General features: G+C 66.5%; 5 protein-coding genes. 2 read left to right on the top strand and 3 right to left on the bottom strand.

Annotated features, from left to right (window positions below; genetic code table 11):
• Nucleotides 1-3 precede the first annotated feature (3 nt).
• Nucleotides 4-2,064 carry a M13 family metallopeptidase gene (locus QMX83_RS19350; protein ID WP_282298273.1) on the top strand — a complete coding sequence of 687 codons (2,061 nt, stop codon included), beginning with the start codon at nucleotides 4-6 and terminating at the stop codon, nucleotides 2,062-2,064.
• Nucleotides 2,065-2,213: 149 nt separating this feature from the next.
• Here the strand turns inward: QMX83_RS19350 and QMX83_RS19345 are convergent, their stop codons facing one another.
• Nucleotides 2,214-3,122, bottom strand: coding sequence for an oxygenase MpaB family protein (locus QMX83_RS19345; protein ID WP_282298272.1), 909 nt, complete (start codon nucleotides 3,120-3,122; stop codon nucleotides 2,214-2,216).
• Between the two features lie 303 nt (nucleotides 3,123-3,425).
• Between QMX83_RS19345 and QMX83_RS19340 the strand changes: the two genes are divergently transcribed.
• Nucleotides 3,426-4,040 (top strand): hypothetical protein, encoded by a 615-nt coding sequence (locus QMX83_RS19340; RefSeq protein WP_282298271.1) that lies wholly within the window; start codon nucleotides 3,426-3,428, stop codon nucleotides 4,038-4,040.
• Between the two features lie 115 nt (nucleotides 4,041-4,155).
• Here QMX83_RS19340 and QMX83_RS19335 read toward each other — a convergent pair whose 3' ends face one another.
• Both QMX83_RS19335 and QMX83_RS19330 read right to left on the bottom strand, forming a co-directional pair.
• Nucleotides 4,156-4,929, bottom strand: a complete 774-nt coding sequence (locus tag QMX83_RS19335) for a LytTR family DNA-binding domain-containing protein (RefSeq protein WP_282298270.1) — start codon at nucleotides 4,927-4,929, stop codon at nucleotides 4,156-4,158.
• Nucleotides 4,919-6,178: a histidine kinase gene (locus QMX83_RS19330; RefSeq protein WP_282298269.1), complete on the bottom strand. Its 1,260-nt coding sequence runs from the start codon at nucleotides 6,176-6,178 to the stop codon at nucleotides 4,919-4,921. The genes QMX83_RS19335 and QMX83_RS19330 overlap by 11 nt, the downstream gene beginning before the upstream one ends.
• Between the last annotated feature and the right edge of the window lie 168 nt (nucleotides 6,179-6,346).

Genomic DNA, 6,346 nt, shown 5'->3' with positions numbered 1-6,346 from the left:
GGCCTGGCCGCCTGCGACCGCGAGGCCGCGCCCACGGCCGCCGCCCCGGCCGACACCGCGCCCGCCGCCCCGGCGGCACCCAAGGCCCAGCTGGGCACGTTCGGCTTCGACGCCGCCGGCATGGACCGCAGCATCGCTGCGGGCGATGACTTCTTCGGCTTCGCCAATGGCACCTGGGTCAAGAACACCGAGATTCCCGCCGACCGCTCCAGCTTCGGCAGCTTCAACGTCATTTCCGAAAAGACCCTGGCCGACACCCGCGCCATCCTTGAAGGCGCTGCGGGCGATGCCAAGGCCAGCGGTGAGAGCAAGCTGATCGGCGACTACTACGCCGCCTTCATGGACGAAGCCGGCATCGAATCGCGCGGCATGGCCCCGATCAAGCCCGAGCTGGACGCCATTGCCGGCATCAGTGACAAGGCCGCACTGGCCGCCACCCTGGGCGGCACCCTGCGCGCCGATGTCGACCTGCTCAACGCCACCAACTTCTACACCGACCGCCTGTTCGGCACCTGGGTGTCGGTGGACCTGCTGCAGCCGGATCGCAATGCGCCGTATCTGGTCCAGGGCGGATTGGGCCTGCCCGACCGCGACTTCTACCTGCAGGGCGGCCGCATGGCCGAGCTGCGCAAGCAGTACCAGGCCTACATCGCACAGGTGCTGCAGCTGGCCGGCGTCGCCGACCCGGCGGGCAAGGCGCAGCGCATCCTCGCGCTGGAAACCCGCATTGCCCAGGTGCATGCCACCCAGGAGGAAACCAACGACGTCTCCAAGGGGGCCAACGCCTGGACCCAGGCCGACCTCATCGGCAAGGCTCCGGGCATGGACTGGGCTGCCTTCCTCAAGGCCGCCAGCCTCGACCAGCAGCAGGACTTCATCGTCTGGCAGCCGAAAGCGGTCGCCGGCATCTCGCGCCTGGTCGCCACCGAGCCGCTGGACGTGTGGAAGGACTACCTGACCTTCCATGCGCTGGACCGTGCCGCCCCCTATCTGCCCAAGGCGCTGGCCGACGCGCGCTTCGCCTTCCACGGCACCACGCTCAACGGCACGCCGCAGCAGAGCGAGCGCTGGAAGCGTGCGGTCGATGACAGCAACGTCGCCGTGGGCGAAGCGATCGGCAAGCTCTACGTCGAGAAGCATTTCGACCCGGCCACCAAGGCGCGTGCCGATGAGATGGCGAAGAACATCATCGCCGCCTTCGCCAAGCGCATCGACGCACTGGAGTGGATGTCGCCGCAGACCAAGGCGCACGCCAAGGCCAAGGTCGCCGGCCTCACCGTGGGCATGGGCTACCCGGACAAGTGGCGCGATTACACCGGCCTGGAAGTGAAGCGCGACGATGCGCTGGGCAACGCCGAGCGCGCCAGCCTGTTCGAGTACAAGCGCAACATCGCCAAGCTCGGCCAGCCGGTCGACCACAGCGAGTGGGCGATGCTGCCGCAGACCATCAACGCGATGAACGTGCCGCTGGAAAACCGCTTGGTGTTCCCGGCCGCGATCCTGCAGCCGCCGTTCTTTGATGGTGCCGCCGATGACGCCGTGAACTACGGTGCGATTGGCGCGGTGATCGGCCATGAAATCAGCCATGGCTTCGACAACGCCGGCGCGCTGTTCGATGAAACCGGCAAGTTGAACAACTGGTGGACGGCCGACGACCTGAAGAAGTTCACCGCCGCCGGTGATGCGCTGGCCGCGCAGTTCAGCAGCTACGAGCCGTTCCCGGGTGTGCACGTCAATGGTCGCCTGACCCTGGGTGAGAACATTGCCGACGTCGCCGGCCTGGCCACCGCCTACGACGCTTACCAGCTGTCGCTGCAGGGCAAGCCGGGGCAGACGCTTGAAGGTTTCAGCCCCGACCAGCGCTTCTTCCTGGGCTTTGCGCAGGCGTGGCGCAGCAAGGCGCGCGAGCAGGCACTGCGCAATTCGCTGCTGACCAATGTGCATGCGCCGGGCCAGTTCCGTGCGCTGACCGTGCGCAACCTGGACGCGTGGTATCCGGCGTTCGAGGTGAAGGAAGGTCAGAAGCTGTACCTGGCCCCGGAGAAGCGGGTCAAGGTGTGGTGATGTAGGTTCGTATGACCGGTAGCGCCGGCCGTTGGCCGGCCCAGGCAGATGCGTGGGCCGGCCAACGTTATGGCCGTCTTCCCTGACGGCCACCCTTCGGGCCGTCGCGTGCGCGACGTTGCAGACGGCTCCTGCCGTTTGCTTCGGCGCTACCGGTGTTGTTCCATCGTCAATCCCATCCGCGCGTACGCACGCTGCGTGCTGCCCTCAGTCAATGCACGCCGGAACAACGGGGCCATGCCGGCCAACATGCGCGCCGACGCAGCCGCCTGCATCCGCTGCAGCGGCGTGCGTTCCAGCATCGCCTCGGCCCAGTCCGGCAACAGTGCCGCGCCCGCGCCCAGAAACAGCTCGCGCGACAGCCCTGCCATTGGCACCGGCAGGCGGATGCCCGACAGCACCGACAGCACTTCGCGCGAACGCGCATCGAAGCGCAGCTGTGAACGCTGTGCGGCGAAATAGGCAATGACCTCCGCCTCGCTCGCCGGCACCTGCGTCGCACCCAATGCCTCGGCCACACGGCGGTACTCGTTGTAGTACTGGTCCACGAATGCCTGCGGCACGTCGCGGCAATACCGCCGATACCCCTGCAGGAAGCCGTACGCTTCGGTCACATGCACCCAGGTCAGCAGTGCCGGATCATCGGCCGAGTACGACTGGCCATCCGGTGTCTGCCCGCGCACCTGCGCATGAATCCGCTTCACCTTCGCCACCAGCGCCTCCACCTCGCCGCTGGCGGCATAGCTGGTGCCGGCCACGAATGCGGTGGTGCGGCGCAGCCGGCCGACCAGGTCGTCGCGAAAATTGGAGTGGTCATACACCCCGGCCAAGGCCAGCGGGTGCAGGGTCTGCAGCATCAGCGCGCACAGCCCGCCGGCGAGCATGCCGGGAAATTCCGAGTGCACCTGCCAGGTGGCGCTGTCCGGCCCGAACCAGCCCGGGTCACCCTGCGGATGGTCGTAGTCGATCCCGCTTTCCCCACGGGGGAACGCCCCCATCACCCAGCGCCGGATCGACGTGGTGGCAGGGCTGGAAAGGCGGTGCAGCAGTGACGACATGGCAGGTCCAGACAGCGCGAAAGGGCCGCGGATCTGCGCGGTTGTGTCAATTCTGCGTGATCTGCGACAGCCCGGCCATGCATTCGCGGCGCTCAACCTCAAAGTTGTGCAAACGCAGCACGTGAGGTGGCGAATTTTTCACCGGTGACCGGTGTTTTTAATGATGCAGCGCGCCATATTTCGGGCCCTTCGCGTATTCAGAAATGGCCCCTGCGGCGATTTGTCGCACTGCCCATTGCCAAGCGGAATGAAAGTGCTACTACTGAATACAGCCGGTTGTACTCGTTCCTCAAGGAGCTCGTGATGATCGCTTTGTTCAAAGGTTTGGGAATGCTGCTCCAGGACAACGAGCTGTATCGCAGCCCGTTCGAGAAGCAGGTCGCGCATTGGCGCAACAAGAGTGAACAGCAGATCCGTGAAGAGGTCGCCACCCTGGCCAAGGCCAAGGGTCAGTGGCTGATGGCCTCCATCGTCGGCTGGCAGGCCGCTTCGCTGCTGATCCTCGGGCTGATCGCCAATTACCTGTGGAAAGACGACTTCCATATCACCTTCACCCGCGTGGTGATCGTGTTCGGGTCTTGGGTGTCGATCCTGTTCGTGATCTGGTTCATGGCCAACATGTTCGACCACACCGCCGGTTTCGAGCGCTGGATGAAGGCGTTCAACAGCCGCGCGCGGATCACCAGTGACGCGGACACCGTCGAGTGCGTGGCCGAGGCGCTGGACATGGCCCACCACTACCCGGAAGTGCTGGATTACAAGCAGGCGGTCACGGCCAAGCGCGAGCTGCGCCATGAAGACATCCGCATCATGCGCGAGATCGGGCGCATGAAGCAGCATTCGGAACTGGTGGGCCAGCTCAACCACGTGGGCGAGCAGGACGGCCCGCACAATCTGCATCTGCAGCCGGCATTTTGATGTAGTGCCGGGCTTGCCCGGCAAGGGCCGCCGACCTTCCGTGCAGCGGGGCAAGCCCCGCTCTACGTTAGGGTACCGGTGCCCGAGCATCCCGGCAGCGGGGCAGAGCCCCGCTTTACATCCCGCGGAACAGACTCATGAACGGCTGGCTCACGTTCAACACTTCCGGCCGCTGCTTCAACCGCAACTGACCCCGCCCGGTATCGTCGCGACTCACCGCAGCCACCGCCTTCATGTTGACGATGGTCGAACGGTGGATCTGGCGGAATTTCTGCGGATCCAGCACTTCCAGCAGCTCTCGCAGCGGCGTGCGCAGCAGGCTTTCGCCCGCCTCCGTCACCACGGTTGTGTATTTGCTGTCCGCGCGAAAGTACATCACGTCTTCCAGCATGATCAGCTGGGTATCACGCCCGTTGCTGGCGGTGATCCAGGCCAGCGGCGGCGCGTTGCTGTGCGCGCCCGGAGCCTGCCCCAGCCGCTGCAGCAGCTGTTCCAGCATCGCGTTGTCCGGTCGTCCCAGCTGCATGCGGCTGAGAATGCGTTCGCGCGTGGCCAGCAGACGCTCGTCGCTGACCGGCTTGAGCAGGTAGTCCATCGCGCCCTGCTCGAAGGCGTCGATCGCGTACTGGTCGTACGCGGTCACGAACACCACCTGGGTACGCGGGCTGATCTCGGGCAGCGCACGCGCCACCTCGATGCCGCTGATGCCCGGCATGCGGATGTCCAGCAATGCCAGGTCCGGTTTCAGTTCGGCCAGGCGCTCCAGCGCGCTGGCTCCGTCCTCGCATTCGGCGACCAAGCGCAGCTCCGGCCACAGGCGGCCGAGCTGGGCGACCAGTGACTGCCGCAGCAGGTCTTCGTCTTCGGCAATGAGTGCATCAAGCTGCATGGATGGCCTCGCGCGCGTCACGCGGCAGGGTGATGGTGGCGGCGACGCCACTGGGGAAATTGCTCACGATCGCCACGCCGGCGCGTTCACCGCAGGTCAGGCGCAGGCGTTCGCGCAGGTTCTTCAGGCCGATGCCGGTGCCGCTGGTGCTCTGGCCGAAGCCGAGGCCATCGTCGGCCACGGTCAGGGTGACGTGGTCGTCGAAGCCGCGCGCGATGATCCAGATCGTGCCGCCGCCCGGCTTGGGCTCCAGCCCGTGCTTGATCGCATTTTCCACCAGCGTCTGCAGCGCCATCGACGGCAGCGGCAGGCCGAGCAGCGCCGGCGGCACGTCCACCTGCAGCGCCAGCCGCGCGCCCATGCGGATCTTCAGGATTTCCAGGTAGGCCTGGGTGCGTTCCAGCTCCACGCCCAGGGTGGACATGGATTCGTCCACGCTCGGCAGCGAGCTGCGCAGGTACTGGATCAGGTGCCCCAGCATCTGGTCGGCGCGCGGCGGGTCGGTGCGGGTCAGCACCTGCGCGTTGGCCAGGGTGTTGTACAGAAAGTGTGGTTCCACCTGGGCGTGCAGCAGGTTCAGCCGTGCGACCGACAGTTCTTTCTCGGTGGCGGTCTGCTCGGCAGCCGCCTGTTCGTCGCGACGTTGCTCCGCGACGCGACGGGTGATGGCGCGGCTCACGGCTTCGGCATTTTCGAAGTTGCTGCCTTCGTCCACGGCCAGCAGGTCGGCCCACACCCCGGCGTCCGGTTCGAACAGCAGGGTCACGCTGCAGGTGCCCTGCCCCGGGGTCACCGTGGCCAGCACGCTGTTGCGCTTGATCGCCAGCCGCGCGGGCAGATTCCAGCGTGACGGCGGACGGCCGTTGTAGGGATCCACGCGGCGCACATAGGCGCGTACCTGCAGGCTGCCGGCGGCGCTTTCGATGTCTTCCACGCGCGGCAGCTCGGCAATGGCCTGTTCCACCAGCGCGAAGGCGGCACCGGCGTCCATCGGCACTTCAATCTGGCGGCGCTGGCGGCTGGACAGGGTCTGGGCATCCAGGCGGCCGGCCACCAGCCAGACCCGGCGCAGGTGGGTGATGCAGCTGCCCAGGGCGGTGATCATCAGGAACAGCACCAGCAGCGCGAACACCCAGCCCGGGCCTTCGTCCATGCCGTGGAAGATGCCACTCCAGACAAAACCGGCGACGATCAGCGCGGCGGCCCAGGCAGCCAGTATGCGGAAGATCAGGGCGAGGCTGGCGTACACGGTGGCGGCTTCCGGCAAGGGTGTGAGGCGAGCATAGCCCTGTGGTCAGGGGGAACAAGCGCGGTGCGACGAAAGCCCGGATTCGGGGTGTAGAGCCACGCCCTGCGTGGCTGTGCATGGCCATCCGGCTGGGTCGAAGCCACGCAGGGCGTGGCTCTACGCGGTCAG

It is taken from the genome of Stenotrophomonas sp. PS02289 (assembly GCF_029960115.1).
Taxonomy (GTDB): domain Bacteria; phylum Pseudomonadota; class Gammaproteobacteria; order Xanthomonadales; family Xanthomonadaceae; genus Stenotrophomonas.
Note: the sequence above shows the minus strand (reverse complement) of the source record. Positions and strands in the feature narration are given on the sequence as shown.